The sequence below is a fragment of the Pseudomonas oryzihabitans genome (assembly GCF_014522265.1).
Taxonomy (GTDB): Bacteria; Pseudomonadota; Gammaproteobacteria; order Pseudomonadales; family Pseudomonadaceae; genus Chryseomonas; species Chryseomonas aestiva.
On record NZ_CP017024.1, the window covers coordinates 1374077 to 1399533 of the forward strand.

Annotated in this window: 18 protein-coding genes and 1 tRNA gene; 8 read left to right on the plus strand and 11 right to left on the minus strand. The window is 67.0% G+C overall.

Annotated elements, in window-relative coordinates; translation table 11 throughout:
• Positions 1-68: 68 nt before the first annotated feature.
• The gene (locus tag BGI51_RS06370) at positions 69-1094 is read left to right on the plus strand and encodes an alpha/beta hydrolase (protein WP_187980622.1); all 1026 of its coding nucleotides are present in this window, start codon (positions 69-71) and stop codon (positions 1092-1094) included.
• A gap of 56 nt (positions 1095-1150) precedes the next feature.
• Here BGI51_RS06370 and BGI51_RS06375 read toward each other — a convergent pair whose 3' ends face one another.
• Complete coding sequence (locus BGI51_RS06375; protein ID WP_187980623.1) at positions 1151-2059, minus strand: LysR family transcriptional regulator; 909 nt, start codon at positions 2057-2059, stop codon at positions 1151-1153.
• 105 nt (positions 2060-2164) lie between these two features.
• On the opposite strand from BGI51_RS06375, the gene BGI51_RS06380 reads away from it, so the two are divergent.
• The 3 genes from BGI51_RS06380 to nfsB are packed head-to-tail and all read left to right on the plus strand — an operon-like array spanning position 2165 to position 4986.
• On the plus strand, positions 2165-3172 hold the full coding sequence (locus tag BGI51_RS06380) for a zinc-binding alcohol dehydrogenase family protein (RefSeq protein WP_187980624.1): 1008 nt from the start codon (positions 2165-2167) through the stop codon (positions 3170-3172).
• Positions 3172-4320, plus strand: a complete 1149-nt coding sequence (locus BGI51_RS06385; protein WP_187980625.1) for an L-dopachrome tautomerase-related protein — start codon at positions 3172-3174, stop codon at positions 4318-4320. The genes BGI51_RS06380 and BGI51_RS06385 overlap by 1 nt, the downstream gene beginning before the upstream one ends.
• A gap of 18 nt (positions 4321-4338) precedes the next feature.
• A complete protein-coding gene (gene nfsB, locus BGI51_RS06390) occupies positions 4339-4986 on the plus strand; it encodes an oxygen-insensitive NAD(P)H nitroreductase (protein ID WP_187980626.1) in 648 nt (215 codons plus the stop codon).
• 246 nt (positions 4987-5232) lie between these two features.
• On the opposite strand, the gene BGI51_RS06395 is transcribed toward nfsB, so the two are convergent.
• Positions 5233-6234: an LLM class flavin-dependent oxidoreductase gene (locus tag BGI51_RS06395; protein ID WP_187980627.1), complete on the minus strand. Its 1002-nt coding sequence runs from the start codon at positions 6232-6234 to the stop codon at positions 5233-5235.
• A complete protein-coding gene (locus tag BGI51_RS06400; RefSeq protein ID WP_017641695.1) occupies positions 6218-6628 on the minus strand; it encodes a winged helix-turn-helix transcriptional regulator in 411 nt (136 codons plus the stop codon). The genes BGI51_RS06395 and BGI51_RS06400 overlap by 17 nt, the downstream gene beginning before the upstream one ends.
• A 195-nt stretch (positions 6629-6823) precedes the next feature.
• On the opposite strand from BGI51_RS06400, the gene betI reads away from it, so the two are divergent.
• The 3 genes from betI to betA all read left to right on the plus strand — a co-directional run bounded on the left by betI (position 6824) and on the right by betA (position 10978).
• Positions 6824-7411: a transcriptional regulator BetI gene (gene betI / locus BGI51_RS06405; protein WP_017641694.1), complete on the plus strand. Its 588-nt coding sequence runs from the start codon at positions 6824-6826 to the stop codon at positions 7409-7411.
• A gap of 261 nt (positions 7412-7672) precedes the next feature.
• Positions 7673-9145 (plus strand): betaine-aldehyde dehydrogenase, encoded by a 1473-nt coding sequence (gene betB / locus BGI51_RS06410; protein WP_187980628.1) that lies wholly within the window; start codon positions 7673-7675, stop codon positions 9143-9145.
• 90 nt (positions 9146-9235) lie between these two features.
• Complete coding sequence (betA, locus tag BGI51_RS06415) at positions 9236-10978, plus strand: choline dehydrogenase (RefSeq protein WP_187980629.1); 1743 nt, start codon at positions 9236-9238, stop codon at positions 10976-10978.
• Between the two features lie 129 nt (positions 10979-11107).
• Here the strand turns inward: betA and BGI51_RS06420 are convergent, their stop codons facing one another.
• The gene (locus BGI51_RS06420) at positions 11108-11455 is read right to left on the minus strand and encodes a hypothetical protein (protein ID WP_027597345.1); all 348 of its coding nucleotides are present in this window, start codon (positions 11453-11455) and stop codon (positions 11108-11110) included.
• 117 nt (positions 11456-11572) lie between these two features.
• Between BGI51_RS06420 and BGI51_RS06425 the strand changes: the two genes are divergently transcribed.
• Positions 11573-11648 (plus strand) — tRNA-Thr (locus tag BGI51_RS06425).
• A 195-nt stretch (positions 11649-11843) separates the two neighbouring features.
• On the opposite strand, the gene BGI51_RS06430 is transcribed toward BGI51_RS06425, so the two are convergent.
• The 7 genes from BGI51_RS06430 to BGI51_RS06460 form a co-directional block, all read right to left on the minus strand.
• A complete protein-coding gene (locus BGI51_RS06430; RefSeq protein ID WP_187980630.1) occupies positions 11844-14807 on the minus strand; it encodes a glycosyltransferase in 2964 nt (987 codons plus the stop codon).
• A 6-nt stretch (positions 14808-14813) separates the two neighbouring features.
• Positions 14814-16616, minus strand: coding sequence for a glycosyltransferase (locus BGI51_RS06435; protein ID WP_187980631.1), 1803 nt, complete (start codon positions 16614-16616; stop codon positions 14814-14816).
• Complete coding sequence (locus tag BGI51_RS06440) at positions 16613-18979, minus strand: glycosyltransferase family 2 protein (RefSeq protein WP_252977218.1); 2367 nt, start codon at positions 18977-18979, stop codon at positions 16613-16615. The genes BGI51_RS06435 and BGI51_RS06440 overlap by 4 nt, the downstream gene beginning before the upstream one ends.
• A 27-nt stretch (positions 18980-19006) precedes the next feature.
• A complete protein-coding gene (locus BGI51_RS06445; RefSeq protein WP_187980632.1) occupies positions 19007-21481 on the minus strand; it encodes a glycosyltransferase family 2 protein in 2475 nt (824 codons plus the stop codon).
• Positions 21482-21561: 80 nt separating this feature from the next.
• Positions 21562-22713: a DUF4214 domain-containing protein gene (locus BGI51_RS06450; protein ID WP_187980633.1), complete on the minus strand. Its 1152-nt coding sequence runs from the start codon at positions 22711-22713 to the stop codon at positions 21562-21564.
• Between the two features lie 2 nt (positions 22714-22715).
• Positions 22716-23585: a cell wall-binding repeat 2 family protein gene (locus tag BGI51_RS06455; RefSeq protein ID WP_187980634.1), complete on the minus strand. Its 870-nt coding sequence runs from the start codon at positions 23583-23585 to the stop codon at positions 22716-22718.
• A gap of 473 nt (positions 23586-24058) precedes the next feature.
• Positions 24059-25453 (minus strand): TolC family outer membrane protein, encoded by a 1395-nt coding sequence (locus BGI51_RS06460; RefSeq protein ID WP_173149889.1) that lies wholly within the window; start codon positions 25451-25453, stop codon positions 24059-24061.
• Positions 25454-25457: the final 4 nt, after the last annotated feature.

The following is a 25457-nucleotide window of genomic DNA, read 5'->3' on the forward strand; positions in this document are numbered from 1 at the left end:
GGGTCGCGGTATTACCCAGGCGCTTCAGCCGAGGCGCCCGGTCTTTCCCGTTCGAGGAGTCCTCTGTCATGCGTACCGTCTCTCGTCTGCTTGGCCTTTCCGCGCTCACCCTGGCCCTGGGCAGCGCCTTCGCCGCGCCCCAGCCCGATCCGGCCCTGGAACGCACCACCCAGGGCTTCGTCGATGCGCTGAATGGCAGCGGTGGCCAACCCCTGGAAACCCTGAGTCCCAAGGATGCCCGCGCGGTGCTGTCCGGCGCCCAATCCGGCGTCAAGGTCGATCTCTCAGGGGTCAAGACCAGCGAAAAGACCATCCAGGTCGACGGCAAGCCGCTGCAGCTGACCATCGTCCGCCCGGCGAACGCCAAGGGGCAGACACCGGCCTTCATGTTCTTCCATGGCGGCGGTTGGGTGCTGGGTGACTTCCCCACCCACCAGCGCCTGGTGCGTGACCTGGTGGTGGCCTCCGGTGCCACGGCGGTGTTCGTCAATTACACCCCGAGTCCGGAAGCTCACTTCCCGGTGGCCATCAATCAGGCCTATGCCGCGACGAAATGGGTCGCCGAGCATGGCAAGGAGATCGACGTCGATGGCAGTCGCCTGGCGGTGGCCGGCAACAGCGTCGGCGGCAACATGGCCGCGGTGGTCAGCCTGATGGCCAAGGACAAGGGCACGCCCACGCTGCGCTACCAGGTGCTGTTCTGGCCGGTGACCGATGCCAGCTTCGACAACGGTTCCTACCAGACCTATGCCGAGGGCCGCTTCCTGACCCGCAACATGATGAAGTGGTTCTGGGACAACTACACCACCAGCGAGACCGAGCGCGCCAACGTCTATGCCTCGCCGTTGCGGGCCAGCGAGGCCCAGCTCAAGGGCTTGCCGCCGGCGCTGGTGCAGACCGCCGAGAACGACGTGCTGCGGGACGAAGGCGAGGCCTATGCGCGCAAGCTCAACGCGGCTGGCGTCGAGGTCGTCCAGGTGCGCTACAACGGCATGATCCACGACTACGGGCTGCTCAACGTCCTGGCCAAGGTGCCCGAGGTCCAGGCTGCGCTGACCCAGGCCGGCCAGTTGCTCAAGCAGCATCTGCAGTAAGACCGGGCCTGGTACCCAGGGGGTGGTTCCGTTCGCGGCGCCACCCCCTTTGCGTTTCAGGGTTGCTTGCCCAGGGCGGCGAAGCGCTCCGCCAGCCAGCCATGCAACTGCCGCACGGCGGGCGAGAACTGCCGGCGGTGCGGGCAGAACAGCTGCAGCGGCAACGGCTCGCCGGGCTGCTCGGGCAGCAGGCGCACCAGCCGGCCGCGCTGCAGATCGTCGCGCATGTCCAGCCAGGACTTGTAGACGATGCCCTCCCCGGCCACCGCCCAGCGCCGCACCACCTCGGCGTCGTCGCTCTGCAAGGGTCCGCTGACGGCCACCTGGCGCAGGCCGCCGTCGGCCTGTGGAAAGCTCCACTTGTCATAGGTGCGCCCATGCAGCTGGTAGAGCAGGCAGGCGTGCCTGGACAGGTCGTCCAGGCTGCGCGGCGCCCCCTGGCGGGCCAGATAGGTCGGCGCCGCCGCCAGCAGCCGGCGGTTGTCCGGGGCGAGCGGCAGGGCCACCAGACTGTCATCCTGACTGCGGCCGTAGCGGATGGCGATGTCCACCGGATCGCGATAGACGTCGGCCTGCTGGTCCGAGACGTAGAGCCTGAGCGTCAGGCCGGGATGGCGCTGACGAAACTCGGCCAGCCAGGGCAGCAGGAGATTGCGTCCCAGATCCGAAGGCGCCGCCACCTGCAGCACCCCGCGCAATTCCGGACTCTCCCCCTGCAGCCGCTCGCGCCCCTCGCGCAAGGTCTCCAGCACCTCGCGGGCATAGGGCAGATAGGCCTCGCCCTCGGCGGTCAGGCGCAGGCTGCGGGTCGAGCGGGCGAACAGGCGGATGCCCAGTTCGCGCTCCAGCCGGCCGATGGCGGCGCTCACCTGACCCGGCAACAGGTCTGCCTCGCGAGCGGCACGGGAAAAGCTGCCCAGGGCGGCGGAACGCACGAAGAGGCCGAGGTCGTCGAAGCGGATCATTTTCACTCCTGCAGTGAAGGTGCTATCCGATTCTGCCGCTTTTTCCGGTCGAGCATGAAGACGACCATGGGCCCATGTCTTCTTATCGTACAAAGGAATCCGCCCATGAAAGCCATCATCCACGGTGACACCACCCTCCCCGCCAGCGATCCCCGCGCCCTGCAGGACGCCGTGCTGACCGATCCCACGCCCGAGGCCCATGACCTCCTGGTGGAAGTCCGTGCGGTGTCGGTCAATCCGGTCGACACCAAGGTGCGCCAGGGTCTGGTGCAGCGCGAGTCCAAGGTACTGGGCTGGGACGTCTCCGGCGTGGTGCGGGCCGTGGGCAGCGCCGTCAGCCGCTTCGCCGTGGGTGACGAGGTCTACTATGCCGGCGAGCTGTTCCGCCCCGGCTGCAACAGCGAGCTGCACCTGGTCGACGAACACCTGGCCGGGCACAAGCCCAGGAGTCTGGACCACGCCCAGGCCGCGGCCCTGCCGCTGACCGCCATCACCGCCTGGGAACTGCTGTTCGACCGTCTCGGCGCGACCGAAGGCGGCGGCGCCGGCCAGCAGTTGCTGGTGATGGGCGCGGCAGGCGGCGTCGGTTCCGTGCTGGTGCAGCTGGCCCGCCAGCTCACCGAGCTGACCGTGATCGGTACCGCCTCGCGCCAGGAAACCCAGGACTGGGTGCGCCAGCTGGGTGCCCATCACGTCATCGACCACCACCAGCCCCTGCGGCCCCAGCTCGAAGCCCTGGGTCTGGACGGCGTGACCCTGGTCGCCAGCCTCACCCACACCGATGAGCACTTCACCCAGCTGGTGGATGTCCTGCGGCCCCAGGGCCGTCTCGGCGTGATCGACGATCCGGCGCAACTCGACGTGGTACCGATGAAGGCCAAGTCGCTGTCGCTGCACTGGGAACTGATGTTCACCCGCTCGCTGTTCCAGACCCCGGACAAGGTGCGCCAGCACGAGATCCTCGAACGCGTCGCCGGGCTGATCGACCAGGGCACCCTCAAGACCACCCTGGGCGAGCACCTGGGCCGGATCGATGCCGCCAATCTGCGCCGTGCCCATGCCCGGCTGGAAAGCCACCAGGCCCGCGGCAAGCTCGTGCTGGAGGGTTTCTGATGCCTCGCTGCAGTGCCCTGACCCTCGCCGTCGCCCTGGCCGTGGCTAGCCTCACCGCCCAGGCCGCGCCGCTGCCCCAGGAGCGCACCCTGGGCCAGCTGGAGCCGGTGTTCGCCTTCCAGGACGCCATGCCCACCGGGGTCACCGTCAGCGAGACCGGCCGGATCTTCGTCAACTATCCGCGCTGGGGCGACGCGGTGCCCTTCACCGTGGCCGAACTCAAGGACGGCAAGGCGGTGCCCTACCCGGATGCCGCGTTGAACGTGGAAACGCCCGGTCAGCCGGGCAAGGGTTTCATCAGCGTGCAGAGCGTGGTGGCCGATGGGCGCGGTCACCTCTGGGTGCTGGATACCGCCGCACCGGGCTTTGCCGCGCCCAAGGCCGGCGGCGTCAAGCTGGTGGCCATCGACCTCAAGACCAACAAGGTCGCCAGGACGCTGGTCTTCCCCGCGGCGGTGCTCGAACCCAACAGCTACGTCAACGACGTGCGCTTCGACTTTCGCGTCGGTCGCGCCGGGGTGGCCTATGTCACCGACTCGGCGCCGCCGGGCGGACTGATCGTCCTCGACCTCGCCACCGGCCAGGCCCAGCGCCGCCTGACCGGCGCGCCCCAGGCCAACGTCGATCCCAGCTTCGTCCCGGTGGTGGAAGGCGAGCCGCTGCTGATGCAGCGTCCCGACGGCAGCAAGGTCCGCCCGGCCATCGCCAGCGACGGCATCGCTCTCTCGCCGGACGGCGGCACCCTCTACTTCAGCCCGCTGTCCAGTCGTCATCTCTATGCCGTACCCACCGCCCTGCTGCGTGATCCCAAGGCGAGCGAGGCCCAGGTCCGCGCCGGGGTGCAGGATCTCGGCGAAAAGGGCGCGTCCGACGGACTCGAAGCCGATGCCCAGGGCCGCGTCTATGCCGGCGACTACGAGCACAACGCCGTGCGCCAGCGCCAGGCCGACGGCAGCTGGAAGACCCTGGTCCACGATCCGCGCGTGCTCTGGCCCGACACCTTCAGCATCGGTCCGGACGGCTACCTCTATTTCACCGCCAACCAGCTCCATCGCCAGGCGCAATTCCACGGCGGCCAGGACCTGCGCCAGAAGCCCTACAGCCTGTTCCGCGTCAAGATCGACGCCCAGCCGGCCCCTACCCACTGATCCGATCAGGAGTTATCCATGCAGCTGTCCCAGATCGCCCGTACCCGCTACACCACCAAGGCCTTCGACGGCTCCCGCAGCATCCCGGCCGAACAGGTCGAAGAACTGCTGGAGCTGCTGCGACAAGCGCCTTCCTCGGTCAACTCCCAGCCCTGGCACTTCGTGGTCGCCGCCAGCGCCGAGGCCAGGGCGCGCATCGCCCGTGGCATGCAGAGCCCCTACAACGAACCCAAGGTGTTGCCGGCCTCCCACGTCATCGTGCTCTGCACCCGCCTGGAGATGACCGAAGGCCATCTGGCCCAGGTGCTGGAGCAGGAAGCCCGGGACGGCCGCTTCGCCAAGCCCGAAGCACGCGCCACCCAGGACGGTACCCGCCGTCACTTCGTCGACCTGCATCGTCATGAGCGCCAGGATGTGCAGCATTGGATGGAGAAGCAGACCTACCTGGCGCTAGGCACCCTACTGCTCGGCGCTGCCGCGCTGGGCATCGATGCCACCCCCATGGAAGGCTTCGACGCCAGCAGCCTGGACCAGGAACTCGGCCTGCGTGAACAGGGCTACACGGCCCTGGTGGTGGTCGGCCTGGGCTATCGCGGCGAGAGCGACTTCAACGCCGCCCTGCCCAAGTCCCGCCTGACCCGCGAACAGGTCTTCACCTTCCTGTAACCGCAGAGCACCGTAGCGTGGATAACGGCGCAGCCTTATCCACAGCGCGCCGCCGGTAGCCGCCAGTGGAAAACGCTGGCGAGTTTTCCACGCTACGACGCGCAAGTTGGGTTAAGCCCAACAACGGCAGCAGGTGCCTTCCCGCAGACAGGAAAAAGCCGACCGCTACAAGGGGTCGGCTTTTTCATGTGGGCCTGCTGGGCTTCGACGATGAAGCCGTCCCAGCCCAACAGGCCCAGCCCCCGATCAACCGCCCTTCAGATCCGCCAGGATCGAGAAGGCGCGCAAGCGATCCGCCTGCTCGTAGACATCGCAGGTAAAGATCAGCTCGTCGGCATCGGTCTTTTCCAGCAACAGCTCCAGCCGCTCGCGCACCTTGTCCGGGCCGCCGATCACCGCCATGCCGAGGAGGCTCGATACCGACTCCTTCTCGTGAGGCAACCAGACGCCTTCCATGCTGCGTACCGGCGGTTGCAGGCGCAGGCTGTCGCCGCGGAACAGCGCCAGGATGCGTTGGTAGACGGTGGTGGCCAGGTAATTGGCCTCGTCGTCGCTGTCGGCTGCCACCAGGGGTACCCCGAGCATCACGTAAGGACGATCGAGCACCGCGGACGGCTTGAAGTTCTCGCGATAGAGGCGGATCGCCTCGTGTACATAGCGCGGCGCGAAGTGCGAGGCGAAGGCATAGGGCAGCCCCTTGGCCGCCGCCAGCTGGGCACTGAACAGGCTCGAACCCAGCAGCCAGATCGGCACCTCGGTGCCCACCCCGGGCATGGCGATCACGCCCTGCCCCGGCTGCTGCGGCCCGAAGTAGTGCTGCAGCTCCTCCACGTCCCGCGGGAAGTCGTCGGAGCTGCCCAGGCGGTCGCGCCGCAGGGCATAGGCGGTGCGCTGATCCGAGCCCGGCGCGCGGCCCAGGCCGAGTTCGATGCGGCCCGGATACAGCGAGGCCAGGGTGCCGAACTGCTCGGCCACCACCAGGGGCGCGTGGTTGGGCAGCATGATGCCGCCCGATCCCAGGCGCAGGGTGCTGGTGCCGGCGGCCAGGTAGCCCAGCAGCACGCTGGTCGCGGAGCTGGCGATACCGTCCATGTTGTGGTGCTCGGCGACCCAGTAGCGGGAAAAGCCGAGCTGCTCGACATGGCGCGCCAGGGTCAGGGCATTGTGCAGCGCCTGGGTCGCATCGCCGTCGTCACGGATGGGGACCAGGTCGAGGACCGACAGGGCGGTCTTAGAGAGACGGGTCATCAGGATTCTCCTCGGCGGCCTGATCGTAGGCCGCCCTGTGGCGCTGAATTAAAGGCTGCTTCGCGGAGGCCCAGGCGGCCAGGGCACCCACCGGCACCATCAGACTCTGGCCCAGCTCCGTGAGGGCGTATTCCACCTGGGGCGGCTTGGTCGGCGTCACCGTGCGGGACACCAGGCCATCGCGCTCCAGCTGACGCAGGGTCACGCTGAGCATGCGCTGGGAAATGCCGTCGACCCGCCGGCGCAACTCGTTGAAGCGCAGCGGACCGGGTTCCAGGGTGAAGAGCGTGAGCAAGGACCAGGCATCGCCAATCCGGTCCAGCACGTCCCGGATGGGACAGGCATGGGCATGCAGGCGGCGACGGCTGGAGATACGACTGACCACGGCGTCCATGGCGATCCTCGAAGCAGAACTGGTTCCCAGCCTACGCCTTTCGGGCGGTTATTAAAAGTAACCACCTGTCAGGACTGGTATTGCCGCCTGGGCCAGGGCACAATCCAAGAGGTGGTGACCGTTTTTATTGATTGAACGTTCAATAAAAAATAGTTACCCTCCGAGGCTCCTTCCGCTCTGTTCAGGAGATGCCTCGTGCCCAAGGTCGGGATGCAGCCCATCCGCCGTTCGCAGCTCATTGCCGCGACCCTCGAAGCCGTTGACGAAGTCGGCATGGGCGACGCCAGTATCGCCTTCATCGCCCGCAAGGCCGGCGTCTCCAACGGCATCATCAGCCACTACTTCCAGGACAAGAACGGCCTGCTCGAGGCCACCATGCGGCATCTGATGAATGCCCTGCGCCAGGCCGTGCGCGAACGCCGTGCCGCCCTGCCCGGTGACGACCCGGCCGCCAACCTGCGCGCCATCATCCAGGGCAACTTCGACGATACCCAGGTCAGCGGCCCGGCCATGAAGACCTGGCTGGCCTTCTGGGCCACCAGCATGCACCAGCCCAATCTGCGCCGCCTGCAACGCATCAACGACCTGCGTCTCTACTCCAACCTCTGCTGGCAATTCCGCCGCCTCCTGCCCCACGAACAGGCCCGCGCCTCGGCCCGCGGCCTGGCCGCCATCATCGATGGTCTCTGGCTGCGCGGCGCCCTCTCCGGCGACGCCTTCAACACCCAGCAGGCCCTGCAGATCGCCTACGACTACCTGGACCTGCAACTGGCCAAGGCCTGACCGCTCCCTGACCGCTGCAACCCCGGCCGGTCCGCTCCGGCCGGGGCTCCCCTCCCGCTTTTCCTTAGCCATCCCTCTCTGATCGAAGCGCTCTGGGCCGCCCATCGACCCGTCTCGGCACGCCTGCGAATTTTTCATTGATTGAACGTTCAATAAAAATTAAGTAGACTGGCTTCATCGCTGGCGCAGAGAGACCTTTCTTTCGCGCCCCCTGTGTTCCTTGCGGGTGCCACGGCGCCCGCCCAGCTTGGGAGAACGTCCATGGCCCGTTTCGCCGAACAGCAGCTCTACATTGGTGGCCGTTATGTCGCCGCCACCGGTGGCGCCACCTTCGAAACCCTGAATCCCGCCACCGGCGAGGTGCTCGCCGTGGTGCAGAGCGCCAGCCGCGCTGACGTGGACAAGGCGGTGGCCGCTGCCGCCGAAGGTCAAAAGGTCTGGGCCGCGATGACCGCCATGCAGCGCTCGCGCATCCTGCGCAAGGCCGTGGACATCCTCCGCGAGCGCAACGACGAGCTGGCGCTGCTGGAAACCCTCGACACCGGCAAGGCCCTGTCCGAGACCCAGGCCGTGGACATCGTCACCGGCGCCGACGTGCTCGAGTACTACGCCGGTCTCGTCCCGGCCCTGGAAGGCGAACAGATCCCGCTGCGCGAGACCTCCTTCGTCTATACCCGTCGCGAGCCGCTGGGCGTGGTCGCCGGCATCGGCGCCTGGAACTACCCGATCCAGATCGCCCTGTGGAAGTCCGCCCCGGCCCTGGCCGCCGGCAACGCCATGATCTTCAAGCCCAGCGAAGTCACCCCGCTGACCGCGCTGAAGCTGGCCGAGATCTACACCGAGGCCGGCCTGCCCGCTGGCGTCTTCAACGTGGTCAATGGTGTCGGTCCCGAAGTGGGCGTGGCGCTGACCGAACATCCCGGCATCGAGAAGATCTCCTTTACCGGCGGCGTCGCCACCGGCAAGAAGGTCATGGCCAGCGCCGCCGGCTCGACCCTCAAGGAAGTCACCATGGAACTGGGCGGCAAGTCGCCGCTGATCGTCTGCGACGATGCCGACCTGGAGCGCGCCGCCGACATCGCCGTCATGGCCAACTTCTTCAGCTCCGGCCAGGTCTGCACCAACGGCACCCGCGTCTTCGTGCCCCAGGCGCTCAAGGCCGACTTCGAAGCCAAGGTGGTGGAGCGGGTCAAGCGCATCAAGCTGGGCGATCCCCTGGCCGCCGAGACCAACTTCGGGCCGCTGGTCAGCACCCCGCACATGGAAAAGGTGCTGGGCTACATCGCCCAGGGCCAGGCCGAAGGCGCCCGCCTGCTCACCGGTGGCGAGCGCGTCACCCAGGGCGAACTGGCCAAGGGCAACTTCGTCGCCCCCACCGTCTTCACCGATTGCCGTGACGACATGGCCATCGCCCGCGAAGAAATCTTCGGCCCGGTCATGAGCATCCTGGCCTATGCCGACGAGGACGAGGTGGTGCGCCGCGCCAACGACACCGAGTACGGCCTGGCGGCCGGCGTGGTCACCCGTGACCTGGCCCGTGCCCACCGCATGATCCATCGCCTGGAAGCCGGCATCTGCTGGATCAACACCTGGGGCGAATCCCCCGCCGAGATGCCGGTGGGTGGCTACAAGCACTCCGGCGTCGGTCGCGAGAACGGCCTCACCACCCTCGGCCACTACACCCGCATCAAGTCGGTGCAGGTCGAGTTGGGCGATTACGCCTCGATCTTCTAAGCCGCTCAGGCAGCGCTTTTCTCCCCTCTCCACTGGAGAGGGCCCGGGGCTGGGGCCCGACCCCACCCGCCGTCAGGAGGAGACTTTTTCATGGCACACGAATTCGATTACATCGTCATAGGCGCCGGCTCGGCCGGCAACGTCCTGGCCACCCGGCTGACCGAAGACCAGGACGTGACCGTCCTGCTGCTGGAAGCCGGCGGCCCCGACTACCGCCTGGATTTCCGTACCCAGATGCCGGCCGCCCTCGCCTATCCGCTGCAGGGCAAGCAGTACAACTGGGCCTACCAGACCGAGCCCGAGCCGCACATGGACAACCGCCGGATGGAATGCGGTCGCGGCAAGGGCCTGGGCGGCTCCTCGCTGATCAACGGCATGTGCTACATCCGCGGCAACGCCCTGGACTATGACAACTGGGCGCAACTCGACGGCCTGGACGACTGGACCTACCTCGACTGCCTGCCCTACTTCCGCAAGGCCGAGAAGCGCGATGCCGGTGGCAACGACTGGCACGGCGACGACGGCCCGGTCTCGGTGACCACCGCCAAGCCGAATACCAATCCCCTGTTCGAAGCCATGGTCGAAGCCGGTGTCCAGGCGGGTTATCCGCGCACCGAAGACCTCAACGGCTATCAGCAGGAAGGCTTCGGCCCGATGGACCGCTTCGTCACCCCGAACGGCCGGCGCTCCAGCACCGCCCGCGGCTATCTGGACCAGGCCAAGGGTCGCCCGAACCTGACTATCGTCACCCATGCCACCACCGATCGCATCCTCTTCGAGGGCAAGCGCGCCAACGGCGTCGCCTACATGAAGGGCGATTCCCTGGAAGCCATCACCGTGCGCGCCCGCCGCGAGGTGCTGCTCTGCGCCGGCGCCATCGCCTCGCCGCAGATCCTGCAGCGCTCCGGCGTCGGCCCCGCGCCGCTGCTGCGTCGCTTCGACATTCCGCTGGTCCACGACCTGCCCGGCGTCGGCCAGAATCTACAGGACCACCTGGAGATGTACCTGCAGTACGAGTGCAAGCAGCCGGTCTCGCTGTACCCGGCGCTGAAGTGGTACAACCAGCCGCAGATCGGTCTGGAATGGATGCTCAAGGGCACCGGCCTGGGCGCCAGCAACCACTTCGAGGCGGGCGGTTTCATCCGCTCCAGCGAGGAGTTCGACTGGCCCAACATCCAGTACCACTTCCTGCCGATCGCCATCAATTACAACGGCACCAACGCCATCGAGGCCCATGGCTTCCAGGCCCACGTCGGCTCCATGCGTTCGCCCAGCCGCGGCCGCATCGAACTGACCTCGCGCGATCCGCGCCAGCACCCCAGCATCCTGTTCAACTACATGAGCACCGAACAGGACTGGCGCGAATTCCGCGACGGCATCCGCCTGACCCGCGAGATCATGCAGCAGCCGGCGCTGGACCCCTATCGTGGCGAAGAGATCAATCCGGGCCGTGATTGCGTGACCGACGCCCAGCTGGACGCCTTCGTGCGCTCCCATGCCGAGACCGCCTATCACCCGTCCTGCTCCAACAAGATGGGCACCGACGACATGGCGGTGGTCGACGGCGCCGGTCGCGTGCACGGACTGGAAGGCCTGCGCGTGGTGGACGCCTCCATCATGCCGATCATCGCCACGGGTAACCTCAACGCCCCGACCATCATGATCGCCGAGAAGATCGCCGACAAAATCCGTGGTCGCGCCCCGCTGCCGCGCAGCAATGCCGCCTACTACGTCGCCAACGGCGCCCCGGTACGGGGTACTCCCATGCGCGACGTCAACGGCCAGCGCGCCGCCGAGCCCGTCCCGCAGCGTCGTGACCAACCGGCCGCCTGATCCCAGGCAGCGGAACGCAAGAAGGGCGCCCGCGGGCGCCCTTCTCGTATATGCCTTTCCAGGTGACGACGGGCAGTCCGCTCTTCCCCCTCTCCCTCGGGGTGAGGGCAGCCTGCCCAGCCGCTCACCTCACAGGCAATCCTTCACCGCCGTCAGAATGGTCCGCGGCCGCAGCGGATTGTTGGCCATCTGTTCACGCAGCTGGATGCGCGTACCGCGCGACGCCGACCCGATGTCGATGATGGCCGCCGTGGCGCCCGGCACCTTGCTGTCCACCAGCACGCGCTGCCCACTGCTGCCTTGCGGCTGGACCAGCACGTGCCGACCATCCTTCTCCAGGCCGGTCACCAGGCAGGTGCGATAGTCCTCGGCACTCTTGCCCGTGCGCAGCTCCATGGGCGGATTGCGTTCAAGATTCGCCTGGCTGGTGCAACCGGCCAGGGCAGCGGCCAGGAAGGCCAGGGTTTTGGTTCTCATCAGCGGCTCCTCGCAAGCTCTTTGCGTCATTTTAGCCGCAGCTGGCTTACGTCAGCCTTAACCGTCGCACATCCTTGGTTTACAAGGGCTTTCCCATGGCTATAATGGCGTCCCCTTGCCGGTATAGCTCAGCTGGTAGAGCAACTGACTTGTAATCAGTAGGTCCCGGGTTCGACTCCTGGTGCCGGCACCATCTTCTTCAAGGTCTTGGACAAGCCACCTCTGCCGTGGCTGCCCCCGTCCAGGACCTCTCCCCAATCCTGTCAGTCGCATCCGATCTTCGCTGGTGAAGACCGGATCGATGCTTTGTATCCGTCATTCCCGGATCCTAGCCTCGGCAAATCGGCGGAGAGGTCTACCGCACGCCTCTCCGCCGGAATGTCCGCGGCTAGCGCCCCAGCCGAGCGCCGTAGGTCCGGGAGAGCGCGGCCAGCGAATAGTTCGCGCGCATGAAGGCCTGGGCGTTCGCCGCGCGTCGCTGGGCCTCCGGGCGATCCTCATGGAGGCGGCGCAGCTGGGCCGCTGCCGCGGCGATGGAAGGACTGCCCCAGACGGCACCCGCCACCAGGGTCGGCATTTCGCCCTCCTCGACCGGCACCTCTTCGACCGCGACCAGGAAGCTGGTGGCGTCGCTGCAGAAATCCCGGGGTCCGGAATAGTCGGACACGACGGTGGGCTTGCCCAGCAACATGGCATGGGCGATGCCGTAGCCGAAGCCTTCCGACTTGTGCAGCGAGACGAAGGCATCGCAGCTGTCCAGCAGGCCCCAGTAGTGGCTGGCGGAAAGGTCATGGTCGAGGATGCTGATGCGCTCGTCACCGCCGATGGCCTCCAGCACCCGGTCCCAGTAGCCGCCCTTGTTGCACCAGTGCTCGAAGTCGACGTTCCTGATCTTGAGCACCAGCTTCACGCCCTTCTCAGAGGGGAAGGCGGTCTTGAAGGCCTGCACCACGGAGAGCGGATTCTTTCGGGGTATCGAGCTGTGGAAGTCACCGATCGAGAGAAAGACGAAGTCCTCTTCGGCCAGGCCGATGGCTTTTCGCTCGAACGTCTCGAAGGCTGCGGGCACGGCAATTCCCTTGCCGACGTTGACGATGGGCGTGGCGGTGACGCGGGCATAGATGTCCTGCAGATACGCCGTAGGCACCCAGATTTCATCCATCAGCTCGAGGCCCAGGCCGTGGCTGAGCGGCGGGCTGGAGGTCTCCCAGAGAAAGAAGCCGATCTTGTGCGCCTTCTCCAGCAGATCCGCTGGCAGGCGCGAGCACTCGTAGGGGATGCGGTCGGCGTTGACGTGAAAGATGATCACCGGGCGCTCGACCTCGGTAGCCTCGCGGCATTGCTCTCCACCCAGTTCGAGTTCGTCCTTGTCGACGGAGACGATCGCCGGTCTGATGCCAAGTCCCTTCAGCGCCTCGACGGTCATGCGCAGATTGGCTCCCAGACCGGTCTGGGAGGTATGGCCGATGACGAAGACCTTGTTTTCCAGGGGACAGGTGCCTTCGATCAAGGCGCGCAACCGTTCGGCCAGCCGACCGTGCTCGCGGGTGCCCTTGCCTGGCTGCAGGATCTGCAGTTGCGGATAGCGCCGGTACAGCACCTCCGCCAGCCACTGCCTGGCCACCTCGGTACTGGGCTCGTAGCCCAGCAAGGCCTTGGCCATGACCGATTCGGCCCGTCCCAGGCCAGCGCCGACGTCGCCCCGCCAGTAGTCGAGCCAGGCAGCGGGCAGCAGATCGACGTGAAAGCCCGAGGCGCAGCAGAAAAACACCTTGTTGAAGGTGAATTCCACATAGCGGGCGGCCGAGACCTCGTGGACCCCGGCATCGCGCAACTCTTCGTCCAGGGCGATCCGCCAGTACCAGTTGATGTCGAAGGGCAATCGGGAAGAATCCGGATGGCGTGCCTGCAGCGGTCGGATCAGGCGTTCACCGCACAGCCGCAGAAAGGCCGCGGAGCCGGCATTGGGTGAAGAGATCAGCCGATACAGCAGGTGCAGGTACCCGGACCGGGAGAACAGGTTGTCCTTGTCCACCTCATGCTTCTTCCAGAACAGGAACAGCAGCCTGGAGACGAATTGCTCGGTCACCTCGTCGCTGAAGGCGCAGCCCTGGAGGTAGTCGCTGAGGCCGGCGGACACCGGAAACACCGTGCCGGCCTGCCACTGCTCGCGGAATTCATTGACATACCAGCTCACCAGCTCGGTGCGGCCCTTGAGCGACTGCAGATTCGCCGCCTGACCGAAACGCTCGTAATGGACGTGCTCCATGTACCTGGAAATATAGGCATGGCTGCCGTCGTCCATCCGGCTCAGGATCGAATCCTGCTTGAGGACGGCAGCCGCATTGGAGCGGACCAGGGCATCCCACAGCGGCGTGTGGTAGATGGCCGCCTTCTTCAGCAGCGCTTCATAGGGCGTGATGGTCGTCTTGAGAAACGGCAGGGCACAGCCATTCGCCACGATCTGCGGCACGTTCGACGGACTCGCGCCGGCCAGCTGGGGAATCTGGAAGACCAGGCTGTAGGGTGCCCCGGCCGTTTCCATATGGCGTATCTCGCCGCCGAACTCCAGGCTCAGGGACACGGCCAGGTAGGGATTGCGGATATCCACGGCCCAGCCGACCACGGCATTGTCTTCCGCGAGGGTGAAGCACCCCAGGACCGGCGCCGTCGTCCAGTCCTGCAGCAGCAGCGTCAGCTGCTGCGAATCGCCCAGGTGGGTCGTGCGCGTCAGGCAGAACAGCAGGCGCTCCCAGTTGCTGGTCAGGCCATCGGCAGCCAGCGCCAGGCTGACCAGCGCCTGGGGCAGGCGGCCGAAATCCAGCTTGCGCGCGAGAAATTCCTCGGTGTAGAGAATGCCCAGCACCCACTCGAAAACGCCTTTCTCCACCAGGAAGGCGATGGCGGCCCTGGCTTCCTCGGCATTGGGCAGGCGCCCCAGCAACTGGGTGTAAGCGTTGCGGATCAGGGTCACCTTGCGCAATTCTTCGGGCAGGATGTCGCTGCCGGACAGCTCGTAGAGTCCCGCGTCCTGCATGCAGGTCAGGGCATCTTCCAGGTTGGCGATGACCGGGCTGTTGGTCAGCTCGTACTGGCTGTCCCTGACCACCACGCGGATGGGCTCGAAGGATTTCAGACTGGGCAGGTCGAGGATGAAGCCCTGGCAGCCATCGCTGCCGAGGATGGTCTTCAGATCGGACCTGAAGCGGTTCGCCACCGCGGACGCGATGATCTTGCCGGACTGGATCGCCACGACCTTGACCCGCTCCAGGGGGGCGCCCTTGTCGTAGGCCCAGCCCTCGATGCGCTTGGTGGCGCTGGTATCGACGCACCCGATGAACGTGGTTTCCATGTTGCCTTACCGCCTCTGCTGATCCAGCTCCAAAAGTCTCGCCGCGTAACGCCTGCCCACCGTGTCCGGCGCGAATCCGCTCAGTGTCGAGCCGCGCTCGCGAATGCCCGCCCGGGCGTTCGCCCGGTTTCTCAGCGCCTGCACGGCATCCCGCAGCACAGGCTCGCCCCAGCAGTTGCCCGCGCCTTCGAGATAGTCCGCAGCACAGGTCTGCACCACCGCGCAGGGCACGAGCTCGACCCCGGCGACGCCGGTGCAGAAATCGCGGTTGCCGCCCGCCGCCGAGGCCACCACGTCCAGTCCCAGCAGCAGGGCTTCGGCGATGCCGCGGCCAAAGCCCTCGGCCCGATGCAGGGAAACGAAGCAATCGCAGGCGGCATAGAGCGCCAGGACGTCATCCCTGGCGAGCACCTGGTCGATCAGCACGATGCGCTCATCGCCTGCGGCGAGCGCTTGCAACGCCAGCCAGGCGGCGGGCTCCTTGTCCGCCCGCATGCCTTTCACCACCAGGCCTACCGACAGGTCGTGCTGTGCGAAGGCCTGCTGGAAGGCGCTGATGACGGCAGCGGGATTCTTGCGGCGGAACGAAGAGCCGCCATCGAAGGCAAAGACGAAGTAGTAACGCCCGGGCTCCAGGTCGAACCGCCGGCGCAGCAGCTCTTGCGGCTCAATGGGGGCTACCTGCACGGCCATGGGCATCAGGCAGATCGGCACCGCCGCCGCGGCCGACAGGGCCGTCTCGATGTAGCGGCTCGACGCCCAGACCTCATCGACCAGGGCGAAGCTATGCGCCCAGGCCGCCGGCCAGCGCTGCAGCTCCCAAGGCCAGTAGCCGATGGTGTAGCGGCCGGCCAGGAGGCCGCTGCCTTGCTCGAGATAGACCCGGGCGTGTTCGAGGGCGGTCAGGCAGAAGAGGTTGTAGCGATAGCGCGGCGCCGCGGCGACCCAGGCGGCCACGCTCCGGTCCCCCTCGTCCACCCCCGGGCTCACATTGAGGATGACGAAGGGAATGCCCGCCGCCTCGAGGGCACGCGCGGCCATGCGCAGGTCCTCGCCGATGCCCAGCTCGCCATAGGCGTAGCCGATCAGGTTGACGCCGAACGGCTGGAGCTCGCCTCCCCTGTGCGGGGGCCAGGCCAGGCGATTGGCCCCCAGCAGCGCATCCAGCGCGGTTTCCTGCCGGCCGTTCGAGCTCAGCCACTGTCTGTAGCCGGTCCGGCCCGGTGCGGTGGTCAGGTCGAAGGCCTGCTGCAGATCGCTGCGCGTCGCGTGGAGCAGGCGGGCGAAGCGGGTGTCCTCGATCGCCACCGCGTCCAGCAGGAAGGCCTTCTGCCAGAAGGGAATCTCCAGGCACTCCGGTGCCAGCTCCCGAAAGCCACCGCCAAAGAAGAACCAGGCCAGGGCCGCCCGTTGTGACTGCTCGTCCGCCAGGTCGGTGGCAATGCCCAGGTCGTCGCGCCGCTGGATCAGGGCCAGGATCAGGCGCGACACGCCATCCGACCAGACGGTCGCCGGCAGCGACGCACGCCCGGAGAGTTCGGCCCAGAAGACCTCCAGTTCTCGTAGCGCAGCGTACTCCCGACTGCCCGAGGTGATCAGCCAGCCCAGGTAGGCTCCGCGGGCCGCTTCGTCGTCGAGAGGAAAGCGCGGCTGGAGATCGAGTGGCCGCACCTGCCAGATCAGCAGGAACAGCCGATAGAAGGCGGCCACGCCCGCGACCGCCAGCTGCGGGACCGGCACCCGATAGTAGTCACTGCCGCGCAGGGCCTGCGGGCCCGCCTGCCAGTAGTCGGTCAGGTCGCTGCTCATGTCCGCTGCGGCGCCAGGTCGAGACCGCCGTAGGGTCCCAGGGCCCAGTCCTGGTTCAGCGAGGGACTGTAGAAACGATCCGTCAGTTGCTGCGTCGAGTAGGTTTCGTACAGGGCGCGCTGCTCGCGCTGGGCGCGGGCGGCCTTGTCGGCCGAGCTGTCCTTGCCGCGCGTGGCCGACTCGGCGTGGAGCAATTCGGCAAAGGGGGTCCAGAGCACCTTCAGGCCCAGTGCATCGATGCGCAGGCACAGGTCGACATCGTTGAAGGCCACCGGATAGCGCTGGGCATCCATGCCTTCGAGACCGAGGTAGAGATCGCGCCGCATCAGCAGACAGGCCGTGGTACAGGCGCTCTGCTGACGGGTCAGCTGGTTGAAGCCCAGATAGCCGGGATCCTCGCGCAGCCAGTGGTTGCCGGTATGGGCGGCCAGGCCGTTGATGCCCACCACCACGCCGCCGTGCTGCACCATGCCGTTGCGCCACAGCAGCTTGGCGCCCACGGCGCCGACTTCGGGTCTGGCCGCCAGACTGACCATCTCGCGCAACCAGTCCGGCTGCAGCACCTCGATGTCGTTGTTGATGAATCCCACGTATTCCCCGGTCGCCAGCGCCACCCCGCGGTTGTTGAGGGTGGCGTAGTTGAACGGATAGGGATGCGCCAGCACCTTCACCCCGCGGGCCTGCAGCGCCTGCAGATAGTCCAGCGTCGCCGGATCGTCGCTGCCGTTGTCGATGACGATGACTTCGAGGGCGGGATAGTCGGTCGCTTCCAGCAGGCCTTCCAGGCAGGCCTGCAACAGGCTGAAGGCGTTGCGGGTGGGCACGATCAGACTGACCCTGGGCAGCCGTTCGGGCAGCGCCCAGTGGGCGCGCAGCGCGCCCGGCAGCTGCGCCTGACGACTCAGACAGCTACCCGGACGCAGTCGCTCCAGCAGCCCGTTCAGGCGCTCCAGGCGCTCGGGTTTCTGGCGGTCGCACTCGGCGGGCGTCGCCGGGCAGAGGGCGCTGCGATGGCTGAGCACCTGCGCGACCCGCGCCACCGGCAGCTCGGCGCGCAGGGTCGCCCAGATCAGCGCGGCGACGACCGCCTCGCGGTCACGCGGGGCCTCCGCCGTGCGCTCCAGGGCCTCCAGCGCCGCAAGGATGACCGCGCGGCCGAACAGGGCGGTCTCGGTAAACAGATCCGTCCCCAGATAGAGATCGAAATCCCAGCTGGGCTTGAACCAGGGATTGCCCCGACTGCCATCCGGCTGGTCCTGGTCGCAGTCGGCGAACGCCCAGGCCGCCGGCGGCTCGCCCTCGCCGCCCGCCAGGGCCAGCACCAGCTGATCCAGCGTCTGGGGCCGCAAGCGCGAGCTGAAGGGCAGCAACAGGACCCCGTCCGCCCCCTCGTCGATCAGCTGCCGCAGCGACTCGGCGAAATCGGCCGTGGCGACCCGCTGCCCGCTTGGCGCCAGACGCTGTGCCTGCAGGCTGTCCAGGCAGGCCTGGCGTTCATAGTCCGCTGCCTCGCCATGGAGCAGCACGGCGATCCGCCGGCCCGCTACCTGCTCGGGAAAGGCCGGCGGACGCTGGTGCAGGGCGAACCACTGGGGGTAGTGGCCAAAGCCGGCACTGCGCGGACAACGTTGAGCGTAGTCCTGGGCCAGGCGCAGGGCGAGTTCACGCAGCTCGGGCGCGGCCTGCTCCGGCCAGCCGGCGGCCAGCAGGGCGCCAAGGCCTTCGGCCCGGCAGCAGACGAGGATGGGGCTGCCGGCCAGCGCCCGGCCCTGCGGGTCTTCGATATGGATTTCGTGACGATCGCCATCCGCCAGCGTCCAGGGCAGTTCCAGACGGAAACCGTGATCGGCGTCGGGACGATAGCTGAGGGCGGGGTGCCAGAGGTCGGCGCGACCACGAGCCAGGATCCGATCGGCCAGCCGCGCCCGCACCTCCAGGTGCGTCCCTGGCGTCTCCGCGGACCACAACCAGCCGGTCACCGCCAATCCACCGCCATACCAGACCTGGCTGCCGGGCACGGCCGCCTCGACGGGCGCCTCGCGCAGCAGCTCCAGGGGATCGCCGACACGCGGGCCACCGTTGGCGACGCGCACGACAATCTGGCGCGCGTCGGCCAGCCAGGCGTCGCGCAGCTGCAGGGCAAAGCCGTGAAAACCATCGCCAAGGCAGGGACCGCTTTGATATTCGTCGGCGCGCACCAGGGCCACGCTGGCCCCATCGACGAGCACCTCGAGCGCGAGTCTGAGGTCCGGCTGGGCGAGGTCGCAGGCCCAGCCCTGAAGCACGCCCCCGTGCAACCCTTCGATACGTCCTTCGATACGTCCTTCGATGTTGGCGGCGCCGGACCGAGCAGAATCATTCATGGAGAAAACCGAGAGGAAAGACTTCGTTCAACACGGCCGCCAGGGCTGGCGGCAGTGCACTGAGGCGCTGGGCGCCGGCCTCGTGGGCCACCCGGCCTGCCGGGGCGTGCAAGACCAGCCCGGCGGTACGGGCGCGCTCGGGGCCCACCAGGTGGTGGTCGGAGCCTGTTCCAGACTGAGGACGAGGGTGCATCCCGCCAGCGCTGGCAGCCGCTGCGGCGCGATGCCAGGGACCTCGGGAAGCATCCGGACATTGCCAATGGCCAGCAGCGTTGTTGTCCAGGGTGAGGAATCGCCGAGCAGGAACCGGCACTTCAGGCCGCGCTGCCGACAGCGGCGCAAGACCATCAGCCAGCGCTGCGCCAGGCCCGGTGCCTGCAGAAGATCGCCGATCAGCACATTGCCCAGCTCCGTCCGCGGTGACGCCGGCTCGGCCCTGGGCGCGGCCAGCTGAATGACCGGCACTGCCGGACAACGCAGCTGCAGGGACGTCGTCAGGGCCGCGTAGGGCGTCAGCAGCGCCCTGGCCCGCTGCAGGAACAGCGCAGCGGATTCCAGCAAGGGCGAGGCAAAGTCATCGCTGCCCTGTACCTCATAGGGAATGTTCAACTGCAGGGGCAGCGCCCGCAGCGCATCGGGGCAGTCCGCGGCCTGCAGATAGCGCAACCGCGCCGGAGCCAGCTGCCCCAGATCCTCCAGCAGCAGATCGGCCTGGGCGGGCAAGCGATAGTCCAGCAGCAGAGGCAAGCCGTAGCCATGCAGGCGCAGCTCGATGAGCAACTGGCCGTCGTGCTGCCGATGGGCCAGGGTGCAGGCCGGCGGCTCCCCGCCCGCCAACGCCTGCCGCGCGAAATGGCTGGCCGATGCGACCTGGGCGATGATGCCCGCCGTCGCGATCCGAGGGCCGAGCAAGACCAGGCGCGCGCGCTGCAGACGATCTCGATAGGACCGCAGTGGATCCTGCCGGCGGTAGCGCTCGAAGGCGCGGTCAGCCGCGGGATAGCGCTCGCGCAGCAGCGCATTGTTGAAGGCGACCCGCGCCAGTTTCTCCTGGCCGAAGGAGACCCCACCCTGGTGACCGACGAAGACCCGATGGGCCGCCAGATGCCGCCAGCCACGCTCGCGGGCACGCAGGCACCAGTCGGTCTCTTCGCCATAGCCCCGCTGGAGATGGAGTTCATCGAGCAGGCCGACATCGTCCAGCGCGGAGCGTCTGATATAGAGGCAGAAGCCACAGCCCACCTCGACCTCGGGCGCCGGCTCGTCGCTCGCCGCCGCCTGGGTGTTGAGGACCTCCAGCTCGTCCGCTGTCGGCAGCGGCTGGCCCTCGCAGGGGGCCGGAAAGCTCAGCAGCTCGCCGTTGTTGCTGAACGGCGTGGCGGTCGCGGCGTCCGGGCGCTCCTGGACGGTCCCGCGCAAGAGGTCCAGCCAGGCTCCGGCGACCAGGGTATCGGCGTTGAGCCAGACCACGTCGCGCCGGCCATGCAGCGTCATGCCGCGATTCATGTTCCTGATGAAGCCCAGGTTGACCGGGCGCCGGTGCAGCTCGATGTCACCCGCCGCGGCCAGGGCCTCCAGCGCCTGGATCAGGTGCGCATCGCGGCTGGCATCATCGAGCACGATCAGCTGCATGGGCGTGCGATTGGCCGCCCGGCTGCGCAGGACACTCTCGATGCAGGCCAGGGCGGCCGTCCGCCCCTCATAGACCGGTATCAGCACATCGACGACCGGATCAGGCGCCTGCCCGGACGAGATCGCGGGGGTCGGGACGCTCAAGACACCGGTGGCCAGAGGACTCCCTCTCAGGTCCTGGCCGTCCGGCCACTGCAGCCGCAGGCTTGCGACATCCTCGGTCAGCTGCAGACGAAAGCCGCCATGAGCACCGGCATTGCCCGCCTCCGCCAGGAGCGGACAGGATTGTCTGGCTAGCAGAAGGCTCGGCGCTTGCCCCTCCAGCGTCAGGGTCAACCGGGGGGACTGCCGAAGGTGGCGGGTATCCAGAGCCCAGCCATGGATTTCCCGGCGCAGCGGATCGAATTCCACCTGTCCCCAGCAACCCGGCGGCAGATGCGCGAGCAGCAGACCCAATTCGGCGGCACTGCCGGCATAGGGCAATTCGGCCGCCAGCTGTTCATTCCTGAATCCTGGCAAGGCGATCAGGGCGCGCAGGCGCAGGAGACGGACCGCGGTGGTCGTGCGCGCGGGATTGGCCGGCGCCGACAGCAGGTCGAAGGCAGTCTGGTGTTCACCCTTCGCCAGCAGCACATGGCCCAGCAGGGCCCAGACCTCGCCCTGTGGCCCGAGCCGGGTAGCGGCCTCGGCCAGGGCCAGGAAGGCGTCTTCCAGCCGGCCTTGCTGCAGGGCCTCCAGCCCTTCGGATACCAGGGCCGCCGGACGCTGCTCGGTGATGCGCAGGGCCAGCGCGAGACGCTCGGCGGCGGTCTCCAGGCAACCGGCTTCCCGGAGTGCCTGATAGTCCTCCATGAGCGATGCAGAGCTCAAGATCGAAACTCCCGTGCAAGGGTCCGTAACGACGAGAACCCCCGGCCAGGCGCCGGAGGTTCGCTAGCGGGGATGAGGCGTCAGACCTGGCCAGCGATGACCAGTACCCCGGTGTCGTGCTGCTGGGCCTCTGCCGAGCCGACGATGCTTACCACCACCGAGGCCCGCGAGGCGCCATCGGCCAGGGTGCTTTCCCAGTACGCCAGACCCGCCGCATCGGCGCTGCGGCCGAGCATGTTCTGGTAGAGGGACTGCACGAAGGTCGCGTCGGAGGCGCCGCCCATCTTGTTCTGGTACTCGCTGGAGCCCAGGAAGGCGCCGGCGATGGCCGTCACGTTGCCGCCATTGGCCGCGACGTTGTCCAGCCAGTAGTGGGTACCCGCCTGATCGGCACTGCGGCCGAGCAGGGCTTCGTACATCCGGACCGCGCTCGCCTGCGTTTCGGTGGCGGTCACCGTCAGGGAGTTCTTGCCATCGGCGTCGGTGAAGAAGGTGACGTCCTTCGCCATGACCACGCCCGGTGCGGTGCTGGAGGTGCTGCTCAGGGTGACGGTGCCATCGCTGCCGACCTTGACGCCGTAGTCGGTCAGCTTGCCGGTCACCACCACGACGTCAAAGCCGGCACCGCCGTCGATGGTGTCCTTGCCATTGCCGGCATAGACCACGTCGTTGCCGGCGCCGGTCTTGACGGTGTTGACCCCGCCGTGGAGCACCACGGTGTCATTGCCGCCCGCCAGGGTGATGGTGTCGTTGCCGGCCCCGCCATCGATGTAGGTGCTGACGTTGTCGGTGACCGTGAGCGTGTTGCCGCCGGTCCCACCGACGATGACCCGGCCGAAATCGGCGGTATTGACCGGTGCGTCCTTGATCACCTGCTCGGATTGCGCGGTCTGGGCCGAGGCGCCGAAGGTCACGGTCACGGTGGCCTGGGTGTCGAACACGAAGGCATGGGCATTGGCCAGCGCGTTCGGGATAGTCAGGGTCACCTGGCTACCGCTGGAGCCCAGGTTGTCGAGCAGGACCAGTTGCGGTGCCACGGCTTCGCCGTTGCTGTTGTGGACGGTATTGACGGTGCTGCCGTCGTACTTGGTCACCGCGACGTTGGCGTTGGCACTGGTCGAGCTGTTCAGGCCGAGTACCGAGGAAATGGCTGCCAGGGTATTGGAGCTCAGCGAGCTGGAGGTCAGGGAGTTCTGGACGGATTGAGCGCTGACGGGCTGATCGTATTGCATGGTTAAGTCTCCTGAAGCGCTTCTTCACGAAAGGCGCACATCGAACGGTGGGGGTCATGACCATCCCAGGGAGACTGGTAGCGGCAAGCGTTCATCTCGACGCCAGGGTTGATCGATACGTGCAGCGCGGTCAGGAAGGCATTCGCCGGGGCGACACACTCCTCACCGGGCAAAAGGGGTTGTGGCGCCTGACCGGCAAAACCGGCCCAGGCCTCGAGCCGATAGTCGGCCCGGCGCGGACCGACCAGGGCAATGGCGATCGCGGTGATGGGGAGCTGCCCACTCGGACTGCCGAGAAACTGGCCGGTGGTGACCGCTGGCTGCTGCACGCCGGCGATCTGGCAGGCATAGGCGAGATCGATCCCTTCGGGCCGCCCGGGCCAGTCGATGCAGAAGCCTCCCAGGGGCTGTGCGGTCCTGGGGTCGCCCAGGGTCGAGGCGTGGACGCTCTGGATACCTGGCGCGAAGTGTCCGGTCAGCCTGAGTGCGACGGCTGTCGGCCGGCCCCCGTCGTGGCTGACAACAACCTTCACTGGCGGCGGGCGCAGGATCGCCTCGGAGGTGTCGATACGATCGATCCGGAGATCGATGGTCTGGCAGCCGGCTCCTTGCAACTGATACTCGGTGATCAGCAGCGTCCCGCAGCCGTTCTTGACGCGGATGATCAGGGTATCGCCCAGCCGCGCCAGGGTATTGCGCACCACGCTTTCGCCAGGGAAGAAATCGACGGTGCTCTTGCCGATCAGGGTCGGTTGCAGGCTGATCAGGCAGGGGCGCTCGGCATCGTGCAAGGAGGCATAGCGCGCGATGTACAGGCCCGGCTCCAGGCTCAGCAAGCGAGTCCTGAAGGTGAAGTCCTTCTGATCCTGCACCTGATTAGCCTCGCTACGGTTATGGTCATTAACGCTCAGGGCGCTAAGATCACCCGAAAATTGTGACGAACATCACATTTATCGCGATAAACCGATAAGCGGGCAACGAGCGGTAACAAACGGCTCTTCTTCCAGGTGTAACCAGCCCCCTTTCCACCCAGAAGCCCGTGCTAGAGCGGTATAGACAGACTAAAAAATTGTGACTGGATATGTCCCGTTTTCGCTGCATCCCACTTTCGGCTACCCGGGGAGGCCAACCGCACAATGCGAAGAATGGAGGTATGGAGGCAGGTGGGCCGAGCGCGAGTTGGCGCTTGGGCCAAGGCAGGCGCTCGCTAGCACGTCCAGGCGCTACGGTAGGCGCTCAGGCAGAGGCAGGAAGCGAAAGAGAGAGATCCGGCAGCCGTGCCGGTTGCACCGCAACCAGGGTGTCGTTGCATGGACGCCGACACCCGGTTGCCGCTGCGAGAGATTCAGCCGCGCTCGGCGTCTTCCGGTTTGAGTCCGGTCTTGCGCGTCTCGTCGGGCTTGGGCACGGTCAGCCAGGCATTGATGCGCTGGATGTCGGCATCCTTGAAGTCACCGCTCCAGCGCAGCAGGACCAGCTGGTTGGTGATGAAGTCGTATTGCGCGCGCAGGTAGTCGCGCCGGGCGCTGTACTCCTGGCGCACCGCATTCAGCACGTCCACCGCGGTAGCTGCACCGAAGGAGAAGGACTTCTCGCTCGCCTCGCGCGCCTTGACCGCCGAGTTCAGCGCATTGCGCGATGACTCGATCTTGCTCAGGCTGGCAAAGCTCTTCAGGTAGGCGGTCTTGGTTTCCTTGACCACCTGGCGCCGCACCGCTTCGTAGTCTTCTTCGGCCGATTCCTGGGAGCCATACAGACTGCGCGTCCGGGCGCTCACCGAGCCACCGCTGTAGATCGGAATCTGCAGATTGAGGCTGGCCGAGTAGGTATCGACGACATCCGCGGCGATGACGTTCTCGTAGGCGAAGTCACTGCGTTGCGCCCCGAATTGCAGACTCAGGGTGGGCAGATGGCCGGCCTTGGCCTCACTGACGGCGTACTCGGCCGAATTCAGGGCTTCCTGCTTGGCCTGCAACGCCGGATTGTGATTGATGGCCGACTGCACCCAGTCGGTTTCCGTACCCGGCAACGCGGTAAAGAGGGTGCGGTCATCGATGCGCTTGAAGGGCTGATAGATGTCCCGCCCGACCAGCTCGGCCAGCGCTTCGCGCGTCACCTGGATCTGGTTCTTGGCTTCGATTTCCGCGGTCTTCAGGCTGTCCACCCGCGCGGACAGCTGCAGCTTGTCGGTGATGGTCGCCAACTGCCGGTCGAACAGCGCCGAGACGCTGTCGAGGTTGCGCTGGGTCGCCTGGCGCTCGGCGGTGGCCAGCTCCAGTTCATCCTCGGCCGCCAGGGCGGCGAAGTAGCGCTGGACCACGTCCGCGGCGGACTGGATGCGGGTGTCTTCGGCCAGCGAGCGATACTGCTTGGTGAGCTCACTGTACTTCTTGAAGCCACGCCAGGCGGCCGGGTTATAGATCGCCTGGGTCAGACTCAGGTTGTAGGTCTGACCGTCGTAGAACAGCGTCTGGGGACCTTCGGTGCGCTTGATGCGACTGGTGGAGGCGCCGCCGCTCAGCTGCGGCAGCATCTGACCGAAGGCACCGTCCTGCTGCCCCTGACTGGCCTTGACCTGGGCATCCGCGCCACCGATGCGGGGATCGGATTCCATGGTCTTCTGGTACAGCTGCCAGAGATCCAGGTAGGCCGCCGGCTCATGGGTGGCGACAGGCGCCGCCTGACCCAGCAGCGGCAGGGCCAGACCCAGGGCGAGAAGCAGTCGGGCGGGCTTGAACATCGCC

What these genes read in the sequence shown, in the direction of transcription:
- BGI51_RS06370 (WP_187980622.1), top strand. Translation starts at nt 69, where the DNA reads ATGCGTACCGTCTCTCGTCTGCTTGGCCTTTCCGCGCTCACCCTGGCC.
- BGI51_RS06375 (WP_187980623.1), bottom strand. Translation starts at nt 2,059, where the DNA reads ATGATCCGCTTCGACGACCTCGGCCTCTTCGTGCGTTCCGCCGCCCTG.
- BGI51_RS06380 (WP_187980624.1), top strand. Translation starts at nt 2,165, where the DNA reads ATGAAAGCCATCATCCACGGTGACACCACCCTCCCCGCCAGCGATCCC.
- BGI51_RS06385 (WP_187980625.1), top strand. Translation starts at nt 3,172, where the DNA reads ATGCCTCGCTGCAGTGCCCTGACCCTCGCCGTCGCCCTGGCCGTGGCT.
- nfsB (WP_187980626.1), top strand. Translation starts at nt 4,339, where the DNA reads ATGCAGCTGTCCCAGATCGCCCGTACCCGCTACACCACCAAGGCCTTC.
- BGI51_RS06395 (WP_187980627.1), bottom strand. Translation starts at nt 6,234, where the DNA reads ATGACCCGTCTCTCTAAGACCGCCCTGTCGGTCCTCGACCTGGTCCCC.
- BGI51_RS06400 (WP_017641695.1), bottom strand. Translation starts at nt 6,628, where the DNA reads ATGGACGCCGTGGTCAGTCGTATCTCCAGCCGTCGCCGCCTGCATGCC.
- betB (WP_187980628.1), top strand. Translation starts at nt 7,673, where the DNA reads ATGGCCCGTTTCGCCGAACAGCAGCTCTACATTGGTGGCCGTTATGTC.
- betA (WP_187980629.1), top strand. Translation starts at nt 9,236, where the DNA reads ATGGCACACGAATTCGATTACATCGTCATAGGCGCCGGCTCGGCCGGC.
- BGI51_RS06420 (WP_027597345.1), bottom strand. Translation starts at nt 11,455, where the DNA reads ATGAGAACCAAAACCCTGGCCTTCCTGGCCGCTGCCCTGGCCGGTTGC.
- BGI51_RS06430 (WP_187980630.1), bottom strand. Translation starts at nt 14,807, where the DNA reads ATGGAAACCACGTTCATCGGGTGCGTCGATACCAGCGCCACCAAGCGC.
- BGI51_RS06435 (WP_187980631.1), bottom strand. Translation starts at nt 16,616, where the DNA reads ATGAGCAGCGACCTGACCGACTACTGGCAGGCGGGCCCGCAGGCCCTG.
- BGI51_RS06440 (WP_252977218.1), bottom strand. Translation starts at nt 18,979, where the DNA reads ATGAATGATTCTGCTCGGTCCGGCGCCGCCAACATCGAAGGACGTATC.
- BGI51_RS06450 (WP_187980633.1), bottom strand. Translation starts at nt 22,713, where the DNA reads ATGCAATACGATCAGCCCGTCAGCGCTCAATCCGTCCAGAACTCCCTG.
- BGI51_RS06460 (WP_173149889.1), bottom strand. Translation starts at nt 25,453, where the DNA reads ATGTTCAAGCCCGCCCGACTGCTTCTCGCCCTGGGTCTGGCCCTGCCG.